The organism is Streptomyces sp. NPDC043861, from assembly GCF_056435905.1.
The window spans coordinates 30,119-53,307 of sequence record NZ_JBWKDP010000020.1 but is presented as its reverse complement, the minus strand read 5'-3'; the positions used below and the strand labels follow the sequence as shown (position 1 = coordinate 53,307).

19 protein-coding genes are annotated in these 23,189 nt (G+C 69.8%); 3 read left to right on the top strand and 16 right to left on the bottom strand.

The window, feature by feature from the left end:
- The 3 genes from AC068D_RS33355 to nsdA all read right to left on the bottom strand — a co-directional run bounded on the left by AC068D_RS33355 (position 1) and on the right by nsdA (position 3,591).
- The gene (locus AC068D_RS33355) at positions 1 to 339 is read right to left on the bottom strand and encodes a P-II family nitrogen regulator (protein ID WP_338673182.1); all 339 of its coding nucleotides are present in this window, start codon (positions 337 to 339) and stop codon (positions 1 to 3) included.
- A complete protein-coding gene (locus AC068D_RS33350; protein ID WP_478826872.1) occupies positions 336 to 1,691 on the bottom strand; it encodes an ammonium transporter in 1,356 nt (451 codons plus the stop codon). Before AC068D_RS33350 ends, AC068D_RS33355 begins: the two co-directional genes overlap by 4 nt.
- A 424-nt stretch (positions 1,692 to 2,115) precedes the next feature.
- Positions 2,116 to 3,591 (bottom strand): transcriptional repressor NsdA, encoded by a 1,476-nt coding sequence (gene nsdA / locus AC068D_RS33345; protein ID WP_478826871.1) that lies wholly within the window; start codon positions 3,589 to 3,591, stop codon positions 2,116 to 2,118.
- 444 nt (positions 3,592 to 4,035) lie between these two features.
- Here nsdA and AC068D_RS33340 point away from each other — a divergent pair, with 444 nt between their 5' ends.
- Positions 4,036 to 4,737, top strand: a complete 702-nt coding sequence (locus AC068D_RS33340; protein WP_478826870.1) for a bifunctional DNA primase/polymerase — start codon at positions 4,036 to 4,038, stop codon at positions 4,735 to 4,737.
- A gap of 708 nt (positions 4,738 to 5,445) precedes the next feature.
- Here AC068D_RS33340 and ftsY read toward each other — a convergent pair.
- Entirely contained in the window at positions 5,446 to 6,660 is a 1,215-nt protein-coding gene (gene ftsY, locus AC068D_RS33335) for a signal recognition particle-docking protein FtsY (protein WP_478826869.1), read from the bottom strand.
- A gap of 209 nt (positions 6,661 to 6,869) precedes the next feature.
- Here ftsY and AC068D_RS33330 point away from each other — a divergent pair, with 209 nt between their 5' ends.
- Positions 6,870 to 7,841, top strand: coding sequence for an LLM class flavin-dependent oxidoreductase (locus AC068D_RS33330; RefSeq protein ID WP_478826868.1), 972 nt, complete (start codon positions 6,870 to 6,872; stop codon positions 7,839 to 7,841).
- A gap of 40 nt (positions 7,842 to 7,881) precedes the next feature.
- On the opposite strand, the gene AC068D_RS33325 is transcribed toward AC068D_RS33330, so the two are convergent.
- The 4 genes from AC068D_RS33325 to AC068D_RS33310 form a co-directional block, all read right to left on the bottom strand.
- Positions 7,882 to 9,309 (bottom strand): sugar porter family MFS transporter, encoded by a 1,428-nt coding sequence (locus tag AC068D_RS33325; RefSeq protein ID WP_478826867.1) that lies wholly within the window; start codon positions 9,307 to 9,309, stop codon positions 7,882 to 7,884.
- A 236-nt stretch (positions 9,310 to 9,545) separates the two neighbouring features.
- The gene (gene smc, locus AC068D_RS33320; protein ID WP_478826866.1) at positions 9,546 to 13,136 is read right to left on the bottom strand and encodes a chromosome segregation protein SMC; all 3,591 of its coding nucleotides are present in this window, start codon (positions 13,134 to 13,136) and stop codon (positions 9,546 to 9,548) included.
- 191 nt (positions 13,137 to 13,327) lie between these two features.
- Entirely contained in the window at positions 13,328 to 13,546 is a 219-nt protein-coding gene (locus AC068D_RS33315) for a hypothetical protein (protein ID WP_474299335.1), read from the bottom strand.
- A gap of 391 nt (positions 13,547 to 13,937) precedes the next feature.
- Positions 13,938 to 14,219: an acylphosphatase gene (locus tag AC068D_RS33310; protein WP_478826865.1), complete on the bottom strand. Its 282-nt coding sequence runs from the start codon at positions 14,217 to 14,219 to the stop codon at positions 13,938 to 13,940.
- 177 nt (positions 14,220 to 14,396) lie between these two features.
- On the opposite strand from AC068D_RS33310, the gene AC068D_RS33305 reads away from it, so the two are divergent.
- Positions 14,397 to 15,422, top strand: coding sequence for a CAP domain-containing protein (locus AC068D_RS33305; RefSeq protein ID WP_478826864.1), 1,026 nt, complete (start codon positions 14,397 to 14,399; stop codon positions 15,420 to 15,422).
- 277 nt (positions 15,423 to 15,699) lie between these two features.
- Here the strand turns inward: AC068D_RS33305 and mutM are convergent, their stop codons facing one another.
- The 8 genes from mutM to recG form a co-directional block, all read right to left on the bottom strand.
- Positions 15,700 to 16,572, bottom strand: coding sequence for a bifunctional DNA-formamidopyrimidine glycosylase/DNA-(apurinic or apyrimidinic site) lyase (mutM, locus tag AC068D_RS33300; RefSeq protein ID WP_478826863.1), 873 nt, complete (start codon positions 16,570 to 16,572; stop codon positions 15,700 to 15,702).
- A gap of 180 nt (positions 16,573 to 16,752) precedes the next feature.
- Positions 16,753 to 17,553: a ribonuclease III gene (rnc, locus tag AC068D_RS33295; protein WP_478826862.1), complete on the bottom strand. Its 801-nt coding sequence runs from the start codon at positions 17,551 to 17,553 to the stop codon at positions 16,753 to 16,755.
- A 19-nt stretch (positions 17,554 to 17,572) separates the two neighbouring features.
- Positions 17,573 to 17,746 (bottom strand): 50S ribosomal protein L32, encoded by a 174-nt coding sequence (rpmF, locus tag AC068D_RS33290; protein WP_026165248.1) that lies wholly within the window; start codon positions 17,744 to 17,746, stop codon positions 17,573 to 17,575.
- Positions 17,747 to 17,748: 2 nt separating this feature from the next.
- Complete coding sequence (locus AC068D_RS33285) at positions 17,749 to 18,399, bottom strand: YceD family protein (RefSeq protein ID WP_478826976.1); 651 nt, start codon at positions 18,397 to 18,399, stop codon at positions 17,749 to 17,751.
- 117 nt (positions 18,400 to 18,516) lie between these two features.
- On the bottom strand, positions 18,517 to 19,587 hold the full coding sequence (locus AC068D_RS33280) for an ATP synthase F0 subunit B (RefSeq protein ID WP_478826975.1): 1,071 nt from the start codon (positions 19,585 to 19,587) through the stop codon (positions 18,517 to 18,519).
- Positions 19,588 to 19,724: 137 nt separating this feature from the next.
- Positions 19,725 to 20,234 (bottom strand): pantetheine-phosphate adenylyltransferase, encoded by a 510-nt coding sequence (gene coaD / locus AC068D_RS33275; RefSeq protein WP_478826861.1) that lies wholly within the window; start codon positions 20,232 to 20,234, stop codon positions 19,725 to 19,727.
- A complete protein-coding gene (gene rsmD, locus AC068D_RS33270) occupies positions 20,231 to 20,815 on the bottom strand; it encodes a 16S rRNA (guanine(966)-N(2))-methyltransferase RsmD (RefSeq protein ID WP_478826860.1) in 585 nt (194 codons plus the stop codon). The genes coaD and rsmD overlap by 4 nt, the downstream gene beginning before the upstream one ends.
- 86 nt (positions 20,816 to 20,901) lie before the next feature.
- Positions 20,902 to 23,109 carry an ATP-dependent DNA helicase RecG gene (gene recG / locus AC068D_RS33265; protein ID WP_478826859.1) on the bottom strand — a complete coding sequence of 736 codons (2,208 nt, stop codon included), beginning with the start codon at positions 23,107 to 23,109 and terminating at the stop codon, positions 20,902 to 20,904.
- Between the last annotated feature and the right edge of the window lie 80 nt (positions 23,110 to 23,189).

Genomic DNA, 23,189 nt, shown 5'->3' with positions numbered 1-23,189 from the left:
CTACAGTGCGTCCGGGCCGCGTTCGCCGGTGCGGACCCGTACCGCGGTCTCGACCGGAACGCTCCACACCTTGCCGTCTCCGATCTTGCCGGTCCTGGCCGCCTTCACCACCACGTCGATGAGCTGTTCGGCGTCGTCGTCCTCGGCCAGCACCTCGATGCGGATCTTGGGGACCAGGTCGACGGTGTACTCGGCGCCCCGGTAGACCTCGGTGTGGCCGCGCTGCCGTCCGTAGCCACTGGCCTCCGTGACCGTGAGCCCCTGGACGCCGAAGGCCTGCAGGGCCTCCTTGATCTCGTCCAGCCGGTGCGGCTTCACGACTGCGGTGATGAGCTTCATGCGTCCACCTTCTTGTTCTTCGGTGCAGCTGCCACGGTGTCGACGGGTGCGGTTGCGGCCTTGCGGGACCCGGCCCCGCCGCCCGCTCCGCTGAAGTCGTACGCGGTCTCGGCGTGCTCGACCTGGTCGATGCCGGAGATCTCGTCGTCCTCGGTGACCCGCATGCCGATCGTCTTGTCGAGGACGAAGGCGAGGATCGCGGAGACGATCAGAGAGTAGGCCAGTACGGCGAAGACACCGATGGCCTGCTTGCCGAGCTGGTCGAACCCGCCACCGTAGAACAGGCCCTTGGCGTCGGACTGGACACCACCGGTGGCGAAGAAGCCGACCAGCAGGGATCCGATGACACCGCCGACGAGGTGGACGCCGACGACGTCGAGGGAGTCGTCGTAGCCGAACTTGTACTTGAGGCCGACGGCCATGGCGCACACAAGACCGGCGATGGCTCCGATACCGATGGCACCGAGCGGGGAGCAGGAACCGCCGGACGGGGTGATGGCGACCAGACCCGCGACCGCACCGGACGCGGCGCCCAGGGTGGTGAAGGAGCCGTGGCGGATCTTCTCGTAGGCGAGCCAGGCGAGCATGGCCGCAGCGGTGGCGACCTGCGTGTTGACGAACATCACCGCGCCGACGCCGTCGTCGTTGCCGAGCCACGAGCCGGCGTTGAATCCGAACCAGCCGAACCACAGCAGGCCCGCACCGAGCATCACCAGCGGCAGGCTGTGCGGACGCATCGGGTCCTTCTTGAAGCCGACCCGCTTGCCGATGACCAGGATCACGCCGAGCGCCGCGGCTCCGGCGTTGATGTGGACGGCGGTACCGCCGGCGAAGTCGATGACGCCCATCTCGAAGAGCCAGCCACCGGCGCCCCAGACCCAGTGCGCGACCGGGAAGTAGACCACGGTGACCCACAGGGTGATGAACAGCGCCCAGGCGGTGAACTTGACCCGGTCCGCGAGGGCGCCGCTGATCAGCGCCGGCGTGATGATCGCGAACATCAGCTGGAAGACGGCGAAGACGTACACCGGGATGGTGTAGCCGTCCCACAGTTCGGTGATCCCGATGCCGCTCAGTCCGACGTAGTCGGAGGACCAGCCGATCAGTGAGCCCGAGTCGGTGCCGAAGGCGAGACTGAAGCCGAAGAGGACCCACAGGATCGTGACGATCCCGAGGCTGATGAAGCTCATCATCAGCATGTTCAGGGTGCTCTTGACGCGGACCATGCCTCCGTAGAAGAAGGCCAGGCCCGGTGTCATGAGCATCACCAGTGCGGAGCAGATGAGCATGAACCCGGTGTTGGCGGCAGACAGCGTGGGTGCTTCTGCGGCAAGCGTGATGCCTGGGGGCATCGGCGTCTCCTCGTCGTCGTTCGGCCTGTGCGGGGCGGGAGCCTGTAGGGCTGGACAGCCGGTGGGGGCGGTATCCGGTGCGGCTGCCTGTGGAGTCGGCCGGTTATGCGCCAAGAGATTGGCGCGCCGCGGTTTCCGCCGATGCCGCACGATGTTTCGCCGTAGTGACGAAGAGGTCGGGCGTGTTACGCGCCGATGAACTGCCCGTCGCGACATGAGTACCGGACATATGGTCCCGAAACCGCGAGGAGCGACGGCCGGGAGCCGCGAGGAACCGGCCTGCCGGGGAGCGGCAGCGGTCCTGACGAGTGGGACCGGCCGCACACGGGACCGGCCGCGACGGCACCCGGTTGACCTGGCGTGGGGGGCCGAGTCGGGCTGTTTCGGGTGGTCGTCGCGGCCGGGGTACTGGGTGGTTGCCCGGTCAGACCGCTTCGGCGGTCTCGGGCAGCTGGGCGGTGAGCAGATCGGTGAGGCGGACGACCTCGGCGACGTCGCCGAAGTCCCTGGCCGCGGTGTCGACGGTCTTGCGCAGCCTGGTGTTGACCCGCTCGGAGCGGACCCGCTTGGCGATATGGAGAGCCTGCTCGGCGAGGTGTGTGGACTGCTCGGGTTCCCTCTTCAGCAGATGGACCGTGGCCATGCCGATCAGGTTCAGTGCATACGAGCGCTGGTGCTCGTCGTCCTGTCCGAAGAGCTCGACGGCGCGCTCCATGGTCGGCTCGGCGAGCGAGGCATATGTGGGGCTGCGCCCGGCGACGTAGGCAAGATCCCGGTACGAGTGGGCGTTCTCGCCGTTGAGCTCCGCCTCGGAGAAGAAGCGGATCCAGTCGGGCTCGGGCTCGTCGGCCTCCAGCGCGTCCGCGAAGGTGTCCTCGGCCATGCGGACGGCCCGCTTGGTCTTGCTCGGCTGTCCCATGTTGGCGTACGCGCGGGCCTCCATCGCATACAGCATCGCCTGGGTGCGCGGGGTGGCGCAGTCACGGCTGCCGTACTGCGCGAGATGGATGAGCTCCAGGGCGTCGTCGGGCCGGCCGAGATGAATCATCTGGCGGCTCATGGAGGAGAGGATGTACGAGCCCAGCGGCTTGTCGCCCGCTTCCTTGGCGGCATGCAGGGCGAGGACGAAGTACTTCTGCGCGGTGGGCTGGAGGCCGATGTCGTAGCTCATCCAGCCCGCAAGCTCGGCCAGCTCGGCGGCGCAGGTGAACAGCCGCCGGGACGTGGCCGCGGGCTGGGGCTCCTGAAGCAGGTCGGTCACTTCGTGGAGCTGGCCGACAACGGCCTTGCGCCGCAGTCCGCCGCCGCACTGCGCGTCCCACTGGCGGAACATCGCGGTGGTGGACTCCAGCAGGTCGAGCTCCGGCTTGGAGAGCCGGCAGGGGCTGTCGCCGGACCGCACGGACCCGGCCGTCCCGCTCTCGACGGCCGTGGTGGGGACCAGCCAGCGCTGCATGGGCTCGATGAGGGCGGGACCGGCGGAGAGGGCGAGGGAGGTCCCGAGGAAGCCACGGCGGGCCAGCATCAGGTCACTGCGGGAGAACTCACTGAGCAGCGCGACGGTCTGCGGTCCGGCCCAGGGCAGGTCGACCCCGGACACGGACGGCGACTGGTGGGCGGTGCGGAGACCCAGGTCCTCAATGGCGACGACGCTGCCGAAGCGCTCCGAGAACAGCTCGGAGAGGATGCGCGGAATCGGCTCACGCGGCTGCTCGCCGTCGAGCCACCGCCGCACGCGCGAGGTGTCCGTGCTGATGTGATGGGCACCCATCTGGCGTGCCCGGCGGTTGACCTGTCGCGCGAGTTCGCCCTTCGACCACCCGCTGCGCACGAACCACGAGCTCAGCTGTTCATTCGGGCGCTTGCCGGTCGTCGTACCGTCTGCGCCGCTGCCGTTCACCGGAACGCCCCCATCCGAATGTTCTGCCTCCGTCGCGCGAACCCGTACCAGAATGCCGTGAGTTACTGCCCCCCGTACGGAGGTTGCACCCCATCGAACAGGAAACCGAGTTGCCTCCGGCATACCCGCGAGTGCGGCAGTTCCCCCAGGGTTCGTGCACCGAACGTAATCCTACGATCACTGCTTCGGCCATGGCGGTTCCGGAAACGCCACCATTCGCCACCCCTTCGAACGAACCCGCCGCCAGCCAGGCACGATTCACTGGACATGCGACGAGCAGGGAGTGGGCGGAGCGTTGCGCGCCAGGGCGCGCGGATCGACACGCACCACCCCGGACACCGGGGAGCGCCGCGGGGCCACACCTCGAATCCGGGCAGGGCGACTCTGTGTCACCGAAACGCTCCCGTTCGTAACCACCGGCGAGTTCGACCCGTTGGAGGGGGCATGGGCTTCACGATCGGCGGCAGCCGGGGGGTCCGGGAGATCCGGCCCGGATCACGGCGCCGCGGCCGCACGGCCGAGTGCACAGCAGTGGCCGAGTACACAGGACTGTGGGGCTGGGACGTGGCCCCGGGGGCGAGGGCCTCGGCGGGCCGCTGCTCCTGCGGCGACGCCTCGTGCGCCGCCCCCGGGGCACACCCGTTGGGCTTCGCGCCGGAACTCCCTGCAGGGTCGACGCTCGACGATGTGACGAAGGCGTGGTCGCAGGTACCGGGGGCGGCGATCCTGCTTCCGGTGGGCCGCACCTTCGACATCCTGGACGTCTCGGTCGAGGCAGGCCGTCGCGCCCTGGTCCGCCTCGAGCGCATGGGCATCCCCCTGGGTCCGGTGTGCGCCACCCCGACGGGCCGCGCGCAGTTTTTCGTGGCCACGGGCGCCTCGTCCGAGCTCCCCGAACTCCTGTACCGCATGGGCTGGGACGACGCGGGCCTGGACCTCCACTGTCCGGGAGCCGGTACCTTCATCGTGGCCCCGCCGTCGGACCACGCAGGCCTGGGCCCGGTCCGCTGGCTTCGTCCGCCTTCCCTGGACACCACGGCCACCCCGCCCCCGGCCAGGCTGCTCCTGGGCACCCTGGCGTTCATCTGCCACCGCCTGTCCGCGGCGTCACGCGGTAGCGCACCCACCGGCCCGACCGGCCCCTGACCGACGCAGCACCGGGTGCCGGAGGTGGGCCGGCCCGGTACGGCCGCACGCGCGGACTTCAGGTGACGTCGTGGCCCGTGCGGCCGTCATGCCGTCCCTCGGCGGCGTCCAGGTCACCGGCACGCCCAGGACCTGATGGCGATCGACATGCCGGCCGTGGATGGCCGACCGGCGCCGCGCGGGCGGGCCGGGGTCATCGGGCGCGTCCTCACCCCGATGACGGACGCGTGCGGTCACCGACGTTGGGCGTCACCGATGTGGCGGATCGACTTCCGTGCCATCGAGGACGGAAGCCGCGGCCGGGGCAGCCCGGTGGCGTCGATCCCCGATCTGCTCGACGGCGGCGGATTCACGGCGGAACGCGCCGGGCCGTCCGCGCCTCGCTCACGGCCGCCCGAGCTCGCGCCCCCGTGCTCACCGGGGTTGGGAAGACCGCCCCACGCGGCAGGTGAGCACCGGGGCGTCCCTCCGGCTGCAGCAGCGGCATCCCGAGTTCGGAGGCATCCGGACGGCGGCCCGAGCCCGACCGGTCCCGGAACTGCGACCGCAGTGCGGGCCCCGCGCCGGCCCTGTTGACGGCCCTGTCGACGGCCCTGTCGACGGCCCCGCGCGAACGGAAACGCCGCCCGCCGCGACACGGGACAGGCCCGGACACGGCGGACGGCATGGTTCGGGGAGTGGGCACTCCCCCAGTGGTCCCTTGATCGACTAGTCGCCGATGAGGGCGTCGACGAACGCCTCCGGCTCGAACGGGGCCAGGTCGTCCGGCCCCTCGCCCAGCCCGATCAGCTTGACGGGGACACCCAGCTCACGCTGCACCGCAACGACGATGCCGCCCTTGGCCGTGCCGTCGAGCTTGGTGAGGACGATGCCGGTGATGTCGACGACCTCGGCGAAGACACGGGCCTGGACCAGGCCGTTCTGGCCGGTGGTCGCATCGAGGACGAGCAGGACCTCGTCCAGCGGACCGTGCTTCTCGACAACCCGCTTGACCTTGCCGAGCTCGTCCATGAGGCCGGTCTTCGTGTGCAGACGGCCGGCCGTGTCGATGAGGACGACGTCCGCACCCTCGGCGATGCCCTCCTTGACCGCGTCGAAGGCGATCGATGCCGGGTCGCCGCCTTCGGGCCCGCGAACCGTACGCGCGCCGACACGCTCGCCCCAGGTCTGGAGCTGGTCGGCCGCGGCGGCCCGGAACGTGTCCGCGGCACCGAGCACGACCGAGCGGCCGTCGGCCACCAGCACCCGCGCCAGCTTGCCGGTCGTCGTGGTCTTGCCGGTGCCATTGACACCGACGACCATCACGACGCCCGGGGTGTCCAGACCGCTCTCGGTCTTCACCGCGCGGTCGAAGTCCGTGCCCAGCAGCCGGAGCAGCTCCTCGCGGAGCAGCGTGCGCAGCTCGTCCGGAGTACGTGTACCCAGCACCTTCACCCGCTCCCGCAGATGCTCGACCAGTTCCTGGGTCGGTGCGACTCCGACGTCGGCGGTGAGGAGCGTGTCCTCGATCTCCTCCCAGGTCTCCTCGTCGAGGTGCTCGCGCGACAGCAGGGTCAGCAGACCCTTGCCGAGCGTGTTCTGCGAGCGGGCCAGCCGGGCCCGGAGCCGTACGAGACGGCCGGCGGTCGGTTCCGGGACCTCGATCGCAGGGGCGGCGGGAGCCTCCGGCTCCGCCACCTCGACGGGTGCCTCGGCGGCCGGTGCCTCGGGGAGGCCGACCTCCTCGATGGTGCGGCGTGGTTCTTCCCGCGGGGTCTCCGCCTCCTCGCCGACGTGCGGCTCGGCTGGCGGAGCGGTGATGGTCGGCGTACTCGACGGCGCAGATGGCGGCAGCTGCTTCTTCTTGCGGCTGCTGACCACGAGCCCGCTGATCACGCCGACCGCGACCAGAGCGATGACTACAGCAAGGATGACGATTTCCATAACCCACCCAGTATCGGCCACGGTCCGCGCGGAAAGCCCTCTCGGAGGATCACACAAGCCGATGGCTCACCGTATGCGCCTTTTGAGGAGAACGTACGACAGGCGAGCCCCCAAGGACGCGAGCCCGCCACTGTTTCCATCTGACACGACGTCAGCTAACGTCCCCCCTCGCCACGTCATGTCGTGTCCGGCGGAGGGGACGTTTCGTCATGGCCTTCACAGTCGTACGGTTCAACCTCGTGGACCCCGCGGCGACCCCCGAGTCCCTCGCGGACCGCTATCGCGCGGCGCTGGAAATGGCCGCGTACGCCGATGACCGGGGCGTCGACACGATCCAGACCGAGGAGCACCACGGCGCCGCCGACAACTGGCTGCCGTCGCCCTTCCTCTTCGCGGGCGCGGTCTTCGGCGCGACCCGGCGCATCGCGGTCACGGTGTCCGCGATCATCGGTCCCTTGCACGACCCGCTGCGGCTCGCCGAGGACATCGCCGTTCTCGATCTGCTGAGCCGGGGGCGGCTGGTCACGGTCGCGGGCATCGGCTACCGCCCCGAGGAGTACGCGGCCCATGGCATCGACTGGAAGCGGCGCGGGGCGCTCCAGGACGAGCTCCTGGACACCCTGCTCGCGGCATGGACCGGGGAGGAGTTCACCCATCGGGGGCGCACGGTACGGGTCACCCCGCGGCCGTACACCCGGCCGCATCCGATGCTGCTGGTGGGCGGATCCTCGAAACCGGCGGCCCGGCGCGCCGCGCGTCTCGGGCTGCCGTTCTTCCCGAGCGCGCATCTGCCCGAGCTGGAGGCGTACTACCACCGGTTGCGCGAGGAGTACGGCACGGACGGGTTCTGCATGATGCCGGCGGCCGAGACCCCGCTGCTGCACATCGCGGAGGACCCCGACGAGACCTGGTCACGGTACGGGCAGCACTTCCTGCACGAGGCACGGACCTACGCGTCCTGGCAGTCCGGGGACATCCGGTCGGCGGTGAGATCGACGGCCACGACGGTCGCGGAGCTGCGGGCCGAGGGCGTGTACCGGGTGGTGACACCGGACGAGTGCGCCGAACTGGGCGGCGACAGTCTCGTCCTGCATCCGCTGTGCGGCGGGATGCCGGTGGACGAGGGCTGGCGCAGCACCCAGCTGTTCTGTGAACAGGTGCTGCCCCGGCTCAAGGGCTGAGCCGGGGCAGTACCGCGTCCGAGAAGAGGGGCAGCGGGGATTAGCCCATCTCCTCCAACGCCTTGCCCTTCGTCTCCGGCACCCACTTGAGGATGAAGGGGATCGAGAGCAGGGCGAAGAACGTGTAGATGACATACGCACCCGACAGGTTCCAGGCGGAGAGCGTCGGGAACGTCACGGTGATCAGCCAGTTGGCGATCCACTGGGCCGAGGCGGCGACACCCAGGGCGGCGGCGCGGATCTTGCCGGGGAACATCTCGCCGAGCAGCACCCACACCACGACGCCCCAGGAGAGGGCGAAGAAGAGCACGAAGAAGTTGGCGGCGAGGAGGGCGACCGTGCCCTGGAGGCTGGGCAGCGAGACCACGTCGCCGACCTGGGTCTTGTACGAGAAGGCCCAGGCGGCGAACCCCAGCGAGATCGCCATTCCGGCGGAGCCGATGAGTGCGAGCGGCTTGCGGCCGATCCGGTCGACGAAGATCATCGCGATCACCGTGCCGATGATGTTCACGATGGACGTCTCGAACGAGTAGAAGAACGAGCTCTCCGGGTTGATACCGACCGACTGCCACAGCGAGGAGCTGTAGTAGAAGATCACGTTGATGCCGACGAGCTGCTGGAAGACGGACAGGCCGATGCCGATCCAGACGATCGGAAGGAAGCCGAACCGACCACCGAGAAGATCCTTGAACGACGGCTTGTGCTCGTGCCGCATGTTCTGCTCGATCTCCGCAACCCGGACGTCGAGGTTCACTTGCTTGCCCTCGACGTCGAGCAGGACCTTGCGCGCCTTGTCCTGGCGGCCGACCGAGATGAGGAAGCGCGGGGACTCGGGGATGACGAGGGACAGCATCCCGTACAGCACGGATGGAACGACCATGACGCCGAGCATCCACTGCCAGGCTTCGAGGCCGCCGATCTTTCCGCGCTGCTCACCGTCGGCGATGGCGAGGATGGCGTAGTTGACGAGCTGTGAGACGGCGATACCGGTGACGATGGCGGCCTGCTGGAACGAGGCGAGCCGGCCGCGGTAGGCGGGCGGGGAGACCTCGGCGATGTAGGCGGGGCCGATGACCGAGGCCATACCGATGGCGACACCGCCCAGGACGCGCCAGACGGCCAGGTCCCAGAGGGCGAACGGGAGGGCCGAGCCGACCGCGCTGACCGTGAACAGGGTCGCGGCGATCTGCATGACACGGATACGGCCGATGCGGTCGGCGATGCGGCCGGCGGTGGCGGCGCCGATGGCGCAGCCGATCAGCGCGGCGGCGATGACCTGGGCGAGGAGCTCCGGACCGACGTCGAAGCGGTCCCGGATGGCGACGACGGCTCCGTTGATCACCGAGCTGTCGTAGCCGAAGAGGAAGCCACCCATCGCGGCCGACGCCGCGATGAAGATGACATGGCCGAGATGTTCCGGCCTGGCCTTCCGGCCTTCGGGCGACTGCGCCTGCGGTGTGCTGGTCACGTGTACTCCTGGGGCCGCCCGGCGGCGCCGGACGTGGGGGGCGAGCACCTTCAAGTGGCGCACAAGATCACGCCACCCACCACTTGAAGGTAAAAACAACGTTGCAGAGACTATGCCTTCAAGTTTCGAAGTCAAGACCTGGCCCACGATCCGAAAAGCCAACGTCCCGGTTTCCATTCGTTCAAGTTTTGAAGATCAGATGGAGGTCCCGTGACGGCCGTCGGGGAGATCGGAGCTCAGCGGAGCCGTTGGCTGATGACCTTGGAGACGCCGTCGCCCTGCATGGAGACGCCGTACAGCGCGTCCGCGACCTCCATCGTCCGCTTCTGATGCGTGATGACGATCAGCTGCGAACTCTCCTGCAGCTCCTGCATGATGCGGATCAGCCGCTGGAGGTTGGTGTCGTCCAGCGCGGCCTCGACCTCGTCCATGACGTAGAAGGGGCTGGGCCTGGCCTTGAAGATCGACACCAGCATGGCCACCGCGGTCAGCGACCGCTCGCCGCCCGAGAGCAGGGAGAGTCGCTTGACCTTCTTGCCCGGCGGGCGCGCCTCGACATCGACGCCCGTGGTCAGCATGTTCTCGGGGTCGGTCAGGATGAGCCGTCCCTCGCCGCCGGGGAAGAGTCTCGAGAAGACACCCTCGAACTGAAGCGCGGTGTCCCGGAATGCCTCCGTGAACACCTGCTCGACCCGCTCGTCGACCTCCTTGACGACCTGGAGGAGATCGGCGCGGGTCTTCTTCAGGTCTTCGAGCTGCTCGGACAGGAACTTGTGCCGTTCCTCCAGCGCCGCGAACTCCTCGAGGGCGAGCGGATTCACCTTTCCGAGCTGCTGATACGCCCGTTCGGCTGACTTGAGCCGCTTCTCCTGCTCGGTACGGACGAACGGCCGTGGCTGGTTGCGCGGATGGTCCGGGTCGTCAGGGAGTTCCTCACCCTCGGCCGGCGGCGAAGGCGGTACGAGCTGGTCGGGTCCGTACTCGGAGACCAGCCCGGCGGGCTCGACCCCCAGCTCCTCCAGGGCCTTGGTCTCCAGCTGCTCGATGCGCAGGCGCTTCTCGGCGCCGAGGACCTCGCCGCGGTGGACGAAATCGGTGAGCTTGTCGAGCTCGCCCTTGAGGTCGCGGCCCGCGGAACGGGCGGCCGTCAGCTCCTGCTCGCGCGCGGACTTGGCGGCCTCGGCCGCAACGCGCTCCTGTTCGGCGCGTACCAGTGAGACCTCGACGTGGGCGAGGAGCTGGCGCGCACCGTCGGCCACGGCCTCGGCCACGGCGGCCTCGTGGCGCAACCGGGCACGGCGCTGTTCGGCACGCGCCCGTGCCTCACGCTCGGCACGCGCCGCGCGGTCGAGCGAGTCGGCCCGGCCGGCGAGGCCCTTGACACGCTCCTCGTGGGTACGGACCTGGAGACGGGCCTCCATCTCGGTCTGGCGGGCGTTGGCGCCGTCCGCTGCGAGCCGGTCACGCACGGAGGTGTCCGGCTCCTCCTCGCCGCCGTCTCCGAAGGGGGACTGCTCCTCCGCCACGGCCAGCCGCTCGGCCAGCTCCTCCACCTCGGAGAGCGCCTTCTCCAGCGCCTCCTCGGCACGGACGGCGGCCGCGGTCGTGCGCTCGGCCTCCCCCGCGGCCCCTCGTGCCTGTCCGGCGAACCGGCCCAGCTGCTGGGCGATCCCGGCCTTCTCCTTCTCGGCCGCTCGCCGCCGCTCCCCGAGCTCCTCGACGAGGCGGGCGCACTCCTTGCGCCGCTCTCCGGCCTCCTGCTGCCGCCCGGCCAGGTCATCGCACCGCCCGGCCAGCTCCTTGAGCTCGGCCGCAGCCTCGTCGACCGACACCTGGACCTCCAGCAGGCTCGGCGCACCCGCGGAGCCTCCGTGGGCGAAATGCGCTCCGAGCAGATCTCCTTCCGCGGTCACGGCGGTCAGCCCGGGGCGGGTGTGCACGAGTTCCTCGGCGTCCTCGAGCGTGCCGACGACCACGACAGCGTCCAGCAGCCGCCGCACCGCCGGCATCAGCTCCTCCGGCCCGCGCACCAGGTCGGCCGCACAGGGGAACCCGTGCGGAGCAGCCTCGGCACGCCCGGCCGGAACCCCGGGAGGCAGGAGGTCGGGAGCGCCGCCGAGCAGTATGGCCGCGCGGCCGGCGTCGGACTTGCGGAGCAGGCGCAGGGCTTCGGCGGCCGTGGCAGGGTTCGACACCGCGACGGCGTCGGCGGCAGCCCCGAGCGCCGCCGCGATCGCGACTTCGTGGCCGGGGGACACCGTGAGCAACTCGGCTGCGGGCCCCAGAAGGCCCGTCAGCCGGTCCCGGGCTCCCAGAAGCGCTCCGGTGCCGTCCTTGCGGCGCAGGCCCTGGGCGAGCGCCTCGTGCCGGGCGGCGAGGGCGGCGCGTCTGCGCTCCGCGGCCGTGGATGCCTCCCGGGCCTCGGACAATGCCGCCTCCGCCGCGGCCAGTTCACGCTTCGCGGCCTCGTGCTGCTCGGCCAGGGCCGAATCGTCCGCGTCCAGGCCGTCCACCTCGGCCTTGAGCTGCTCGTACTCCTCCTGCGCCGCGGTCGCCCGTTCCTGTGCCTCGTCGCGGGCGGCAGCGAGCCGGCCGATTTCGGCCTGGGCAGAGGCGGCGCGCGAACGGGCAGCGTTGACCTGCCCGTTCAGCCGGGCGAGGCCCTCGCGACGGTCGGCGATCGCCCGTGCCACGTCCTTCAGCCGGCGCTCCTCGACGGCCAGCTCGCGCTCCAGTTCGGAGCGGTGGGCGACGGTGTCGTCCAGCGCCCGTTCCGCCGCCTCCAGAGCCGCCTCCAGCTCCGCCTCCTGCGCGCGGATCCGGGCGGCTTCACGCTCCATGTCGTCGGGGTCCCGGCCGCGCCGCTCGTCCGTGGGCGCCGAGGTTGCACTCTTCACACGCGCGTCGGCCAGTGACACCGTGCCCCGCACACGCTCGGCCAGCTGGGACAGTTCGTACCAGGTCTGCTGGGCCCGCTGGAGCCGCGGAGCCAGCCGCCGCACCACGTCCTCCAGCTCCGCCTCACGCGCCAGCGCCGCCCTCAGCTCCGTCTCCGCCGCTTCCTTGCGCTCCTTCAGCGCGGCCTCGTCGGCGATCTCCGACTTCAGTGCCTCGCGCATCCGCATGAGATCGTCGGCGAGCAGGCGCAGCCGGGCATCGCGCAGATCGGCCTGGATGACCGCGGCCCGCCGCGCCACCGCGGCCTGCCGCCCCAGCGGCTTCAGCTGGCGCCGCAGCTCGTCGGTGAGGTCCTGCACGCGGGCGAGATTGGCCTGCATCGCGTCCAGTTTGCGCAGCGCCTTTTCTTTGCGCTTGCGGTGTTTGAGGACTCCGGCGGCCTCTTCGATGAACGCGCGCCGCCCCATCGGATCGGCGTGCAGCACCGAGTCGAGCTGTCCCTGCCCGACGATGACGTGCATCTCGCGTCCGATACCGGAGTCGGAGAGCAGTTCCTGAATATCCAGCAACCGACAGGTGTCGCCGTTGATCTGGTATTCGCTGCCGCCGTTGCGGAACATGATCCGCGTAATCGTGACCTCGGCGTACTCGATGGGGAGCGCGCCGTCGGAGTTGTCGATCGTCAGTGACACCTCGGCCCGGCCGAGCGGCGGCCGCCCGGTCGTCCCGGCGAAGATGACGTCCTCCATCTTGCCGCCGCGCAGTGATTTCGCGCCCTGCTCGCCCATGACCCAGGACAGCGCGTCCACGACATTGGACTTGCCGGAGCCGTTCGGCCCCACGACACAGGTGATACCCGGCTCGAAACGCAGCGTCGTGGCGGACGCGAAGGATTTGAACCCGCGCAGGGTCAGGGCCTTGAGATGCACGCCCGCGGACTCTACCTTTTCGGTCTCGGTTTCACCTATGAAGGTGCAGGGCACATCAGACGGTAAAGCACCGTAAACGCAACGCGACAGCGGGCCCAACTACCGGGGGGACAAAGAAGAAGGGACGCCGAAGCGTCCCTTGCATACCTACTTGCGAGAGTGTTTCTCACCTGATCCCGACAGGGCTGAGATCAAGTGAGCGCCGGCTCGCCCTTGGGTACGTCGATGTCGATGCCTTCGAGCAGCGACTCGCCATGGTGCTGTGCGGCGGCAGCACTCAGCGCGTCATTCTCGGTCTGGATCCGTACGAGCTCGGACTCCAGATCCTGGACGCGCTGCTGCAGCCGTCGCATCTCGGCGAGAAGTCGCGGGTCGGAACCGCCGACGTAACCGAGAAGCGCCTTTGCCATGATGGATGGTCCTCCACACTGAGTGACCGACCGATGCGGTGTGGGTCGTGAGGGATTCGCACCCGCGGTGCTCGGCAGCGGTTGTCATCACTGCGGTTCGTACTGCCAAACAGCTAAGGTGCGCGGGGCTTCCAGCGTCTCACCAAAAAGTTTGACGGTCAACACGATCACGCCCCGTATCAACGGGCACCCCGGCGCTCACGGCCGTACAGGACACGGCTGCGGCTCTCCATCGGGGCCCTGGGGGCGAGGAGATCATCCTTACTGCGGCAGCCTGGCACGGCGGGAGGGTTATTGGCAACCACCAGGCAATTTCCGCCGAACATATGCGCCGACGGCAGTCATGTGAACACACCGCGTGGCCTACGGACCGGCCCTCTCGGCCCCTCCCTCAGCGGATCGCGAATCCGTCGTAACCGCCGCGTGGAACGCCCCAGATTTCGGTCACACCCTCGACTTTTCCGGGCGTGTCGGACGAGCGGAGCCAATCGAGCAGAAGGTGGCAATTCTCACGTGGCCCCTCCGCCACAACCTGCACTCGACCGTCGTCGAGATTGAGGGCGAAGCCGTGGAGGTTGCCGATCTCCAGGGCATTTTCCCTGGTGAACCAGCGGAAGCCCACTCTCTGTACTCGGCCGCGTACCCAGGCGGTGAGCCGTGCGTGTTCATTCATGCACGCACGCTAACGGGTCAATTCATCTCAGATCACATCGCCCCCTCCCATATTCGCGTACAGTCCCGACCCATTGGCCCTCACTCGTTCAGGTGAATCGGATGGGCCCTGTGCATGACGTGCGAGTCGCGCATGTCGTGCAGGTCGAATTGACGTCGAACGCAGAGAGGGCGAGCGATGGGACGCCACAGCCGGAAGAAGCGGGTCGAAGCACCCGTACGCACCGGACTGCTCGGAGCCTCCGCCGCGGTTGCGGTGGGTGCCGTCATCGTGGCCTCCGGTCTTCTGCCGGGCGGCGACGAGTTCATCCTGGGCGGGAGCAGCTCGAGCAGCCAGCAGGTGCGCGAGTCGGGCTCCGCGCAGTTGAACGCCCAGGGCGGTGCCTCCACCGCACCGTCGGACCGGTCGGACCGTCCCTCGGCGACCGTGTCCCGTGGCGCGGAGCGCCCGGCCGGACCGGCCAAGGGGGCGTCGTCGACGTCCGACAAGGCGTCCACCACGCCTTCGAAGCAGCAGGCCGAGAAGCCCGAGGCGAAGAAGTCCGAGGCGAAGAAGTCCGAGGCCAGGAAACCCGAGACCAGGAAACCCGAGGCGAGGAAGCCCGAGGCCAAGAAGCCCGCTGCTCCGGCACAGCGCGCCCCTGAAGCGAAGGCCCCGGAAGCGAGGACGCCCGAAACGAAGGCGCCGCAGACCAAGGCCCCGGAGCAGAGCGCACCGCAGAAGAAGGCCCCGGAGCGAGCCGCGAAGCAGCAGACCAAGGCCCCGGTGCGGACGGTCGCGCCCGCCCCGTCGAAGGCGCCGGTCAGGTCCCAGGCCCCGGCCGGCGAGGCCGCGGCGGAGGCTGCGGTGCTGGCGCTGGTCAACGAGGAGCGCGCGAAGGTGGGTTGCAGCCCGGTGCACCTGGATGCGTCGCTGGGGGCGCTGGCCGGCCGGTTCAGCGAGGACATGGCAGGACGCGGCTTCTTCGACCACACCGACCCGGAGGGCGACGACCCCTGGAAGCGGGCCGCGCAGGCCGGTGTCAGCGGACTCGGTGCCGAGAACATAGCCCGTGGCCAGGCGGACGCCGAGACGGTGATGCGGTCCTGGATGAACAACGACGGCCACCGCGCGAACATACTCAACTGCGACTACCGGACGCTGGGCGTGGGCGTGTCCTTCGCAGCCGGCGGCCCGTGGTGGACCCAGGACTTCGGCTTCTGAGTCTTCCCTGAGGTCAGCGACCTACGAGCCTCTTCGGGCCGTCTCGGGCCGTCATCGGCCACCGGGGCGGCCCGAACGGCGTCCACGACGGGACCGGCCCCAAGGACCAGATGCGGGCAAGAGCTCGGGCGGGGGCGGTTGCATGCGTCTCCGCCCCCCTGGGGTTCGCGCACGGCGGGCGCTGGCCGGCCCCTGCTGCCGGGACGGCGCTCCGCGGCTTTGCCGCTGCGCCGTGAGCCCCTACGCGACATGGGCGCCGACGGGGCCCACCGCATGATCAGCCGCGTATCTGCCGTACCGCGCGGGGTGGGCGCTGGCAGCGCGGGCAGAAGTAGCTGGACCGGTTCATCCAGGGGCGGCGGCGCATGGGCGTGCCGCAGCGGCGGCACGGCTCGCCCTCGCGTCCGTAGGCGTCCAGGGACCGGTCGAAGTATCCCGATTCGCCGTTCACATTGACATAGAGGCTGTCGAAGCTGGTGCCGCCGACGGCGAGCGCGGCGTTCATGACGTCCCGCACATGCCCGAGAAGCTCGGCGGAGCGGGGCCGGGTCAGGCTTCCCGTCGGGCGGTCGTAGTGCAGTCGTGCGCGCCACAGGGCTTCGTCGGCGTAGATGTTGCCGACCCCGCTGATCAGCGACTGATCGAGCAGGGCACGTTTGACCGTCGTTCGGCGCAGACGCAGGGCGGTGACGAAGACCATGTCGTCGAAACCGGGGTCGAGCGGGTCACGCGCGATGTGCGCAATGACGTCCGGGAGGCCGTCGGGGCCGGTGTCGTGGAGCGACAGCCCGCCGAAGGTGCGCTGGTCGACGAAGCGGAGCTCGGTGCCGAGGTCGTCGTCGAAGCGGATCCGGATACGAAGATGCTTCTCGTCGCCGGCCGCCTCGGGGCGGACGAGCAGCTGCCCGCTCATCCCCAGATGTCCGAGCACTGCCGCGCCGCTGTCCTCCAGCGGCAGCCAGAGGTACTTGCCTCGTCGCCGTGCGGCCCCGATCCGATGCCCCTTGAGGCGGGCCGCGAAGTCCTCGCCGCCGCCGAGATGACGTCGCACGGCGCGCGGATGCAGCACCTCCACGTCCGCGACGACACGCCCGGCGACCCAGGTCTCGAGCCCTCGCCGCACGACTTCGACCTCGGGCAACTCGGGCACGGGGCTCCTCCGCTCCTGCTGGGACGACGCCCGCAGCGTACCTCCGCGGAGGACGGCCTCCGATCACGGCCTCCGGGCCGGACACACCGGTGCCCGGACGAGCGTGCGTCCGGGCGAGGGCAGGGCGGGCATGCGAAGACCCCGTTCGCGCCGAGGCGCGAACGGGGGCCGGAAGCGGAGTCAGGCCGTGGCCTGGGGCGAAGGGGTGTCGGCGGCCCCTTCGGCATGGAGCGCGGCCTTCTCGGCCGCGGCACGCTCGTCCGCGGCCGCGCGGATCGCGCGCCACGCGGACTCGGCTGCCTGCTGCTCCGCTTCCTTCTTGCTGCGGCCGGTGCCGGTGCCGTACGAGACACCACCGACGCGGGCAGCAGCAGTGAACGTCTTCTCGTGGTCCGGACCGGTCTCGGTGACCAGGTACTCGGGCACGCCAAGGCTCTCGGCCGCGGTCAGTTCCTGGAGACTGGTCTTCCAGTCCAGGCCTGCACCGAGGTTCGAGGACTTCTCGATCAGCGGGTCGAAGAGCCGGTGCACCAGCTCGGACGCCGCTTCGAGGCCCTGGTCGAGATAGACCGCACCGATCACCGCTTCAAGGGTGTCGGCAAGGATGGACGCCTTGTCCCGGCCGCCCGTGCCTTCTTCACCCCGGCCGAGCCGGATGAATGAGCCCAGGTCCAGGCCACGCCCGACCTCCGCCAGCGCACGCGAGTTGACCACCGCGGCCCGCAGCTTGGCCAGTTGGCCCTCGGGCAGGTCCGGGTGGGTGCGGTAGAGCGTGTCCGTCACCACCAGTCCGAGCACCGAGTCCCCGAGGAACTCGAGCCGCTCGTTGGTGGGCAGGCCGCCGTTCTCGTATGCGTACGAACGGTGGGTCAGCGCACGCACCAGAAGGGCGGACTCGAGCTGATACCCGAGCCGCCCTTCCAGAAGCGTGTGGGGCGAGGCTGCGCTTGTGTTGTCTGCCTGCTTACTGGCGTCAGACATGGAGCCTCTCACCAGCCGCTCAGACCTCGAGGACCTGGCGCTTGTTGTAGGTGCCGCAGCTCGGGCACGCGATGTGCTGCTGCTTCGGCTCCTGGCAACGCTCACACGAAACCAGGGTGGGGACCGCAGCCTTCCACTGCGACCGGCGGTGGCGCGTGTTGCTGCGCGACATCTTCCGCTTCGGAACAGCCACGGCTACTTCTCCTGCTTCTCGTCGACGCCCGCTTCGGCGCCGCTCATGTTGTCCTTCTCACCGGTTCCGAGTGAATCGGTGAGTCCCTGCAGTGCCGCCCAACGGATGTCGACGGCGTCATGGTGGTGGTCCGGGTCGTCGTTCAGGCCGGCCCCGCATTCGGGACACAGGCCTGCACAGTCCTCCCGGCACACCGGCTGCATCGGCAGTGCGAGCACCACCGCATCACGCAGCACGGGCTCGAGGTCGAACAGGCCGTCCTCGAGGAAGATCACGTCCTCCTCCTCGGCGTCGTCGCCGGGCTCCGCAGCACGGCTGCGGCGGCCCCGGTCGTCGGCGTCGGGGTACGAGAACATCTCCTGGAAGTCCGCCGTCACCTCCTGGTGCAGCGGCTCCAGACACCTTACGCACTCCCCCTCGGCCGTGGCACGGGCGGTGCCTGTGACAAGCACACCTTCCATGACGGACTCGAGGCGGAGGTCGAGCTCCACAGGTGCGCCCGCAGGCACACCGATGACCCCTTCGATGCCGAAGACGGCCGGCGAACCGGGCGCCTCGACCGAGCGGGAGAGCCGCTGGAGCGCGCCGGGCCGCCGGCCCAGCTCGTGCGTGTCGAACACGAGGGGGTTGCGGTGGTCGAGGCGGGCGTTCAGGGCTCTTCCTGTCCTTCGAAATCGAGTGGGGGGTCACGGTACCGGCGCAGCATCAGCTCCACGCACGCGTGACCGAAGAGCCAGGATACTGGACCGTTCGCTGTTGGCCCAATCCGGTCAGCGACCCTGCTCGTAGCGGCGCAGCTGTTCCATGTCGATCATGCTCGTGTCGAAGAGGCTGGTCTCGTCGAGCTGGGGCTGCATCTGCGGCTGTCCCTGGGGGTGCGCCTGGCCCTGGGCCTGCTCGTGCTGCAGCTGCTGCTGGTCGTACGTGTACTGCTGGGCGTAGCCCTGGTCGTACTGCTGGGCGTAGCCCTGCTGCTGGTAGGCGTAGGGATCCTGCTGGTACGCGTACGCCTCCTGCGACGGGGTCTGGGGCTGGTAGGCGTACGGGGCGGCCTGGGCCGGGATCTGCACCGGTGCCTGCTGAACCTGCTGTACCGGCTGCTCGGGCTCCGCCAGCTCCGCGAGGCCCGCGAGATAGTCCGCGTCGCTGGTGTGCTGCGTCCCTGCCGCGTCCTGGGCCGCGATGTGCGCGCCCAGCTCGTCCGTGGCGATGCGGCCGTGCAGCTTCTGCCTGCCCCGCCCCACGGCCTCAAGGGTCTTGGCGAGCACGGCCTCGAAGGCGCCCAGCTTGGCGTCGACGTACTCGTCGGCGCGCTGGATCAGGGTGCCCGGGTCGGCGCTGTACTCGGGGGCGTCGTCGTCGGCGGGGTCGGCGTACCCCTGCTCGCCGAGGCCCGGGGCCCGGCCGAGGAGCTTCTCGCGGCCGCGGTCGACCGAGCCGATGGTCTTGTTGAGCACGACCTCGAAGTTCGCGAGCTTCGAATCGACGTAGTCGTCGGCCTCGGCACGGATCTCCTCGGCATCCCGGCGGGCCTCGGCGAGGATGCGGTCGGCCTCCTCCTGGGACTGCTGGGCGATCCGGGTGCCGGAGATCAGCGAGCCGCGCTCGGTGTGGGCGGCCTGGATGATCCGTTCGGCCTCCTGGCGGGCCTGCTCGACCATCTGCTCCCGGCCGCCGATGAGTTCCTGGGCCTGGGCGAGTGATCCGGGAAGGGCCTGCCGTACCTCTTCGAGCATGGCGAGCAGCTCGGCGCGGTTGACCACGCACGACGCCGACATGGGCATGGACCGGGCGTTCCCGACCGCTTCGACGATCTCGTCGAGCTTCTTCTGCACGTCCACCTTGTGCTCGCCACTCTCTACAGTCACTACAACAGCCGATATGGAGACGGACGGGTCGACTGTACGGGCAGTCGGCGCCCTCCCCCTACCCCTTGGGCGGGGGACTCCCGGACACCGGGTGACGGCCGGTCAGGACGTCACTTCCGCGGAAGGCGGTCGGTCAGCGCTGCCAGCACCGCGGGCGGCACCAGGTGCGACACGTCGCCGCCCCAGGCCGCGACCTCCTTGACCAGGGAGGACGACAGGAAGCTGTAGGTAGGGCTGGTGGGCACGAAGAGGGTCTCGACGCCCGACAGGCCGTTGTTCATCTGCGCCATCTGCAGCTCGTAGTCGAAGTCGCTGACGGCGCGCAGGCCCTTGACGATGGCGGGGATGTCCCGTTCCTTGCAGTAGTCGACGAGCAGGCCGTGATAGGCCTCCACCTCGACGTTTCCGTACTCGGCGGTGACGCCGCGAATCAACTCGATCCGCTCCTCCACCGTGAACAGGCCCTGCTTGGCCTGGTTGATCATCACCACGACGTGCACCACGTCGTACAGCTTGGAGGCTCGGGCGATGATGTCGAGGTGTCCATTGGTGATGGGGTCGAACGACCCAGGACAGACGGCACGGCGCAACTGATGTCCCTCGCTCTCCGGTCCGGTCATGGTGCGTCTTCGCACGTAGAGGCGGCGCGACCGTACCAAAGCGTTCCTTCGCCGTAGCGACGGGCCCTCAGCGGCTCGATACCGTCCGGCCAGCTGAACTCACCGCCTCTGGTGCTGCGCTCCACGGTGACGAGAGCATCCTCCGCGAGCCAGCCCCGGGTGCGGAGTGTGAGGAGAATCTCCCGAAGATCGTCATCGGTGACGGCGTAGGGCGGATCGAGGAACACGATGTCGTACGGGGCGGTCGGCGCCGGTCCCTGGACGATCTGCTCGGCCCGGCCCGAGCGGACCTCGGCACCGGGCAGGGCCAGCGTCCGTACGTTCTCCCGGACCGTCCGGGCCGCGCGGCTGTCGGCCTCCACGAGAAGCGCGTGGCAGGCCCCCCGCGAGAGCGCCTCCAGACCCACGGCACCCGAGCCCGCATACAGGTCCGCGACCCGGATGCCCTGCAGTGTGCCCAGCAGCGACTCCCAGGTGGAGAACAGGCCCTCGCGCGCCCGGTCGGAGGTGGGGCGGGTGCCGTTGCCCGGCGGCACGGCCAGGCGACGTCCGCCGGCCGCACCGGCGATCACGCGGGTCATCTGAGTCCTTCATGGAGACGTACGGTTCGTTCCGGTCCGCTTCGGTCCGGTCACCTCCACGATATGGGCTCTCCGCGGCCCGGGCGTCAGCCCTTGTCCAGGTACTGCTCACGGTCCTTGTCGAGCAGTGCGTCGAGCGCGGTGCGCAGCTCGGGCAGCGCCTCCAACTCCGGGTCGGCGCTGACGACCGCCACCGCCTCCTCGCGTGCGGCGGCGATGACCTCCTCGTCGTCGATGACCGCGAGGACCCGCAGCGACGAGCGGGCACCGGACTGGGCCTGGCCCAGCACATCGCCCTCGCGCCGCTGCTCGAGATCGATACGGGACAGTTCGAAGCCGTCGAGCGTGGCGGCGACCGCGCCGAGCCGCGCCCGGGCCGGACTCGCCTCCGGCATCTCCGTGACGAGCAGACACAGTCCCGGGGCCGAGCCGCGGCCGACCCGGCCGCGCAGCTGGTGGAGCTGGGAGACGCCGAAACGGTCGGCGTCCATGATCACCACAGCGGTCGCGTTCGGCACGTTGACCCCGACCTCGATGACCGTCGTGGCCACGAGCACGTCCACCTCGCCCGCGGCGAAGCGGCGCATGACGTCGTCCTTGTCGTCGGGCGCCATCCGCCCGTGCAGCACCTCCACACGAAGGCCGCCGAGCGGACCCGCCCGCAGCTGCTCGGCGACCTCCAGGACGGCGAGCGGAGGCCGCTTCTCGGCCTCGTCCTCCGGGGATTTCTTCTTCCGGTCCGCCGCGTCGTCGAGGGAATCGCCGATCCTCGGGCACACGACGTACGCCTGGTGGTCGCCCTCGACCTCCTCTCGCACCCGCTCCCAGGCCCGCGCCAGGAAGTGCGGCTTGTCCGCGGCCGGGACGACATGGGTGGCGATGGGGGAACGCCCGGCGGGCAGCTGGTCCAGCACGGAGGTCTCAAGATCGCCGAAGACCGTCATCGCGACCGTGCGCGGAATGGGCGTGGCCGTCATGACCATCAGATGGGGTGTCCGCCGCTCCCCCTGCGAGTGCCCCTTGCCCCGCAGGGCGTCACGCTGTTCGACGCCGAAGCGGTGCTGTTCGTCGACCACGACGAGCCCCAGGTCGTGGAACTGCACCACGTCCTCGATCAGCGCATGTGTGCCGATGACGATCCCGGCCTCGCCGGTGACCAGATCGAGCAGCGCCTGGCGGCGGGCTGCGGCGCCCATGGAGCCGGTGAGCAGCACGACCTTCGTCGCGTGCTCGGCGCCACCGAGCATGCCGCCCTCGGCGAGATCGCCCATCATCTCGACGATCGAGCGGTGGTGCTGCTGGGCGAGGACTTCGGTGGGTGCGAGCATCGCGGCCTGGCCACCCGCATCCACGACGGCGAGCATGGCGCGCAGGGCGACCATCGTCTTGCCGGAGCCGACCTCGCCCTGCAGCAGGCGGTGCATGGGGTGTTCGGTGGCCAGATCGCCGAAGATCTCCGCCGAGACCTTCTGCTGGCCTTCCGTGAGGGTGAACGGCAGCCTGGCGTCGAAGGCTTCGAGCAGTCCGCCGGGGGCGGGCCGGCGCGCCACCGCGGGGAGCTGGGTGTCCGCATGACGCCGCCGGGCCAGGGCGACCTGGAGGACGAAGGCCTCGTCCCACTTGAGGCGCTGCCTGGCGTCCTCGATGTCCGCCTTGCCGGCCGGGCGGTGGATCTTGAGCAGCGCCTCGGGGAGGGAGACGAACCCACGGCCCTCACGCAGCGCGGGCGGCAGCGGGTCAAGAGCCTCCCCCGCCCGGGGAAGCACGGCGTCGACGGCCTTGGCGATCTTCCATGACTCCAGGCCCTTGCAGGCGGGATAGATCGGAATCAGCTTGCCCGCGAAGGCACTGACCGCACCCTCCCCGGTGTCCGCGTCCAGCCGCTCGTACGTGGGGTGGGCGAGCTGGAGCTTGCGGTTGAACATGGACACCTTGCCGGCGAACATCGCACGGCTGCCGGGCGGCAGGTCCTGGTGCGGCTTGTGGACGCCCCGCCCGAAGAAGACCAGTTGGAGCCGGCCGCTGCCGTCGGTGATGGTGATCTCCAGGCGCCGGCCGCGCCCGGCGTTGAAGGTGTGCACACGCGCGTCGGCGACCTGGGCCACGACCGTGACGTGCTCGTCCAGCGGCAGGTCCGAGAGCCGGGTGAGCTGCCCCCGCTCCTCGTAGCGCCTGGGGTAGTGATGCAGCAGATCACCGACGGTGCGCAGGTCCAGGTTCTCGGCCATGACCTTCGCGGTCGCCGGGCCGAGGCTCTTCTTCAGTGGCTCATCCAGTGCGGACACGCGATCCATTGCACACCACCACACCGACACCCGTCGCGCACCGAAGGATATCCCCTGGTCACAACGGTGCCGCGGCCCCTAGGATGACG

Coding starts and splice junctions, on each gene's coding strand:
- AC068D_RS33350 (WP_478826872.1), bottom strand. CDS start 1,691: ATGCCCCCAGGCATCACGCTTGCCGCAGAAGCACCCACGCTGTCTGCC.
- AC068D_RS33330 (WP_478826868.1), top strand. CDS start 6,870: ATGGCCTTCACAGTCGTACGGTTCAACCTCGTGGACCCCGCGGCGACC.
- AC068D_RS33355 (WP_338673182.1), bottom strand. CDS start 339: ATGAAGCTCATCACCGCAGTCGTGAAGCCGCACCGGCTGGACGAGATC.
- AC068D_RS33310 (WP_478826865.1), bottom strand. CDS start 14,219: ATGAATGAACACGCACGGCTCACCGCCTGGGTACGCGGCCGAGTACAG.
- AC068D_RS33305 (WP_478826864.1), top strand. CDS start 14,397: ATGGGACGCCACAGCCGGAAGAAGCGGGTCGAAGCACCCGTACGCACC.
- recG (WP_478826859.1), bottom strand. CDS start 23,109: ATGGATCGCGTGTCCGCACTGGATGAGCCACTGAAGAAGAGCCTCGGC.
- ftsY (WP_478826869.1), bottom strand. CDS start 6,660: ATGGAAATCGTCATCCTTGCTGTAGTCATCGCTCTGGTCGCGGTCGGC.
- AC068D_RS33315 (WP_474299335.1), bottom strand. CDS start 13,546: ATGGCAAAGGCGCTTCTCGGTTACGTCGGCGGTTCCGACCCGCGACTT.
- rsmD (WP_478826860.1), bottom strand. CDS start 20,815: ATGACCCGCGTGATCGCCGGTGCGGCCGGCGGACGTCGCCTGGCCGTG.
- AC068D_RS33340 (WP_478826870.1), top strand. CDS start 4,036: ATGGGCTTCACGATCGGCGGCAGCCGGGGGGTCCGGGAGATCCGGCCC.
- coaD (WP_478826861.1), bottom strand. CDS start 20,234: ATGACCGGACCGGAGAGCGAGGGACATCAGTTGCGCCGTGCCGTCTGT.
- rnc (WP_478826862.1), bottom strand. CDS start 17,553: ATGTCTGACGCCAGTAAGCAGGCAGACAACACAAGCGCAGCCTCGCCC.